The 4,223-nt window shown below is 62.1% G+C and carries 1 protein-coding gene; it reads right to left on the bottom strand.

Going from position 1 to position 4,223, the window contains the following annotated elements; all coding sequences use genetic code 11:
• On the bottom strand, positions 1–4,223 hold a 4,223-nt coding region (locus tag CU669_RS20840; RefSeq protein ID WP_146747842.1), incomplete at both ends, for a VCBS domain-containing protein.

The following is a 4,223-nucleotide window of genomic DNA, read 5'->3' as shown; positions in this document are numbered from 1 at the left end:
TTGATCGCTGGCGGTGGTCGTGTTGATCTGGAACTCGCCGCCGATCTTGCTTCCATTGGCGTTGAAATGCTGGCCATAGACACCAGAGCCGCTGCCATCCTGGCCGTATGATTGCCACGTCGCCACGAAACTGCCGTCCGCCAACCCAGTCACCGAGGGCTGATATTGATCACTTACTGTGGTGGTATTGATGCGGAATTCGCCGCCGGTCTTGCTGCCACTGGCGTCATAGTGTTGGCCATACACACCCCATCCGCTGCCGTCCTGGCCGAGAGACATCCAGCTTGCTACGAAGCTGCCATCGGTCAATGCCGCCAGGGAAACTTGATCATGTGTGGTGGTGTTTGGGGAATTGGCGATTGTGCTGCCACCGTCCGGCAGATTGAGGTGCGGCGAATTGATATCAACCGCGATTTGCCCTTGGACAGTCTGTCCGTCGGGGCCGGTGACCACATAACCAAAATGGTCGACCCCATGTCCAAGAGCCTTCGGCGTATAGGTGAAGCTGCCATCGGCGTTGATCACCACGCGGCCTTGGCTTGGCTGATCATTGGCCGCCAGCGAGAATGTCATGCTTCCGGGCGCGGCTGCGGAGGCCGCCAACTGACCCGTGATCACTTCACCAACATTGGTATAGACCGCAGCATTGGTCGTGGTCGGAGCATCGTTAACATTGGCGGTGTTGACCTGGAAGGTCTCGACCCGGGTGGCACCATGATCGTCCGTGGCCGTGACCGTCACCGTGCTGGTCCGGTCGGCGGAGGTCTCGTAATCGAGCGGTCGGGTGGTGACCAGTTGGTTCTGGGCGTTGAGCGCGAAGCGGCCGCCGGCACTGTCGGTCAGTGTCAGAGTAACCCAATCGGCGGGATCCGGGTCGGGGGAAGAGAGATTGGCGACGACGGTTCCGGCGGCCGCATTCTCGGCGACCGAGCCGCTGGCGACGGCCGCGCCGTTGCTCGTGAAGATGATGTCGGATGGGGCGCGATTGGGATCGACGACCGTGATGGGAATGGTGTTGGTGGCCACCATGCCCAAGTCGTTGGTCACCCGAAGAGTGGCCATGAAGACACCCGCCCCGCCATAGACATGGGTGACATCGGCGGCAGAAGATTGCGTCACTCCGCTGCCGTCGCCGAAATTCCAGTCATAGCTGACGAGATAATGGTTGGCGTCCACGGCGGTGGAGGCGTAGTCGCGAAACGTCATAGCCTGACCGACCATGATCGTAGGCTCGTAGGTAGTCGCAACGGCCGTCGGCGCGTCATTGGTTCCGTTGATGGTAACCGGAACCCATGCGCTTGCCCCACCACTGGCGCGTACGAGGACCATGTCGGTCAGCGACATCCCCGCCCCCAGCGATTGGATCGCCGAGGAGCCATTGGCCGTCAAAGTATAGGTCCAAGCACCACTTGCATTCTGGGAAATGGCACCGTAGCTGCCGCTGAAGCTGCCGCTGCTGAATTGCAACTGGCTCGGATCCATATCCGGATCGCTGAGGCTCATGTTGACCAGAGCGCTGAGGGAAGTGTCCTCGGTCACGCTCGGCGCATTCGCCACGATGATCTGGGTTGGGTCGTCGGAACCGGCGATATTCACCGTTACCGAAGTCTGGGTGCCGTCGGCCGAAGCCACCGCGAAGGTCTCGGTAACGGTCTGCCCGCCCTTCAGCTCATTATGGACGCCGTTCATCTGATAGGTCCAGGCGCCGGTCGCATCGATGGCGAAGGTGCCATACTGACCGGCGGTTCCCGCCTGGGCGACGAAGGTGGCTGCGCTGTCCACGTCGGAGATGCTCAGGGTGCCGCTGGTGGACAGGGCAGCGTCGGTCTCGGTCAGATTGGCCGTCGCCGAGCTCAGCACCGCCGCGTCGTTGCTACCGGCGATGTTGACGGTGACCGAGGTCTGGGTGCCGTCGGCGGACGCGACCGCGAAGGTCTCGCTATAAGTCTGCCCCGCCTTGAACTCGTTGTGAGCCGCAGCCTGATAGGTCCAGGCGCCGTTGGCGTCGATGGCGAAGGTACCATACTGGCCAGCGGTTCCAGATTGCGCCACGAAATGGGCTTCTCCGTCGTCCACATCACTGATGGTCAAGGTGCCGCCGGTGCTCAGGGCCGTATTGCTCTCGGTCAGCGCCGAAACAGCCGAACTCAGCACCGGGGCATCATTGGTGCCGGTCACCGTGATGGTTTCGGTGGCGGTGGAGGCCGCCCCGAACTCGTCCTTCACGGTGTAGCTCACCACCACGGTCTGGGTCTGCCCGGCGGCCAGATGATTGAAGTCCGCACCGGGATTGAACACCAGCTGGTTATTGACCACCGAGACACTGCCCTGGTTGACGCCGACGCTGGCACTGCTCAGGGTCAGGGCATGTATCATATCGACGTCGGTGGCGCTGGCCAGCACATCCAGGGTCAAAGTTTGGTTCTCGCCACCGGTCGCAGTCAGAGCGGCCGCTACCGGCGCATCATTAACGCCGTGGACTTCAATGGAGACTGTGGCGATGTCGGACGCCCCGTACTGGTCTGTGACCTTCACATCAAAGGAGAAACTGGTGACGTCCCCGGCGGACAGCCACTGGAACCCCGCACCCGGCGAGAAAGTGACGACACCGTTGGATGCTACCGTGACGCTGCCTTCGGTGGGGTCGCTCGCCTTGCTATAGGTCAGCACCGCGCCGCTGTCTACATCGGTACCGGTCACCGAGAAGCTATGGGCGGCGCCATCCTCGCTCACGGTCGTGAACGTCGCGGGAGTCCGATGGCTGATGGCACTGTCCAGTACCTGGAGCCAGCCGCTGTCTTGGCTGCCGACCGGGCGGGCATCGAACATGTCATAGGCGATGAAGCTGACTTGGCCATTGCCGAACGGCATGAGCGCCGCGCCGACCTCATTGCCGTTGGCGAACAGAACCTTGCTCCCGGGCGGCAGGCTTGCCGCTGAAATGGGATAGGTTCCGTCGGCTGTGGGCACTGAGGCGGCATCATCGCCGAACGTGGTTCCTGCGGCCCCCGACTGCTTGGCGAAGGTGCTGCCGTAGGTGTCGGTATCGGTCACCGAGAAGCCGAAGACACGATTGAGGAATGCGGTGTCCTTGTTAGCACCGTCAGCCATCAGAACGAGGCTGCCGCCGCCCGCCACGAAATCGCTGATGGCCTTCGCAGCATCGGTCGATAGAGAAGCCGAAAGGTTTCCGACCTCCAATTCCGGAATGACCAGCACGCTCTTGCCCGCCAGGGCGGCATTGAAGTCACCGGCGGCATAGCCGGTGAAAGTGGATACCGTATGCCCCATGCCACGGAGGGCGGCCTGGGTATTGTCGGATTCCGCCCAATAGCCATTGGAGGTATCGACGAAGGAACCGTTGTCGAACAGGGCGATATTGGCACCCACCAACTTCTCCGCCGCCAGTCCACCGGGGGTGGAGTAGCCGTTATAGGAACGGTCGATTGCAACCGGGGCATCGTTGGCGCCAGTCACCGTCACCAGCAGCGAGCCGCTGGCCGTCGCATTGCTCAGGTCCGCAACGGTGTAGTTGATAACTACATCGCGGCTCCCGCCCACCGGCAGATCATCGAAGGAAGCGTTGTTGGGGGTGAAGACGATCTGGTTGTCGACAATGTTGACACTGCCGATTCCCGGCGCGGTGCTGACCGAAACAAGCCGTAACGAGTCGCCCGCATCTGGGTCGCTGTCGTTTGCGAGAACGTTGAACGTTCCGACCAAATTCTCGCCGAGGGTCGCGCTATCCCCGCGTACCACCGGAACGTCGTTGGTTCCAACGATGTTGACGTTAACAGAGGTCTGAGTGCCGTCGGCAGAAGCAACAGCGAAAGTCTCTAAATAGGTCTGCCCTGGAGTAAACTCATTGTGGGCACCGGCCTGATAGGACCAGGCGCCATTGGCATCGACGGAGAAGCTGCCGTACTGGCCCGCCGTGCCGCTCTGCGCCACGAAGGTCGCCGCGCTGTCCACGTCGCTGATGGTCAGCAGGCCCGAGGCCGAGAGCGCCGCATTGGTCTCGGTCAGCGCCGCCGTCGCGCTGCTCAGCACCGCCGCGTCATTGGTGCCGGTCAGGGTCACGGTAACGCTGGTGGTGGTGCCGTCGGCCGCAGCCACCGTGAAGCTGTCGCTCACAACCTGGTTGGCGGCAAGCTCGTTATGGGCACCGGCCTGATAGGACCAGGCACCATTGGCATCGACTGAGAAGCTGCCGTACTGGCCCG

It is taken from the genome of Paramagnetospirillum kuznetsovii (genome assembly GCF_003284725.1).
GTDB lineage: Bacteria > Pseudomonadota > Alphaproteobacteria > Rhodospirillales > Magnetospirillaceae > Phaeospirillum > Phaeospirillum kuznetsovii.
Note: the sequence above shows the minus strand (reverse complement) of the source record. Positions and strands in the feature narration are given on the sequence as shown.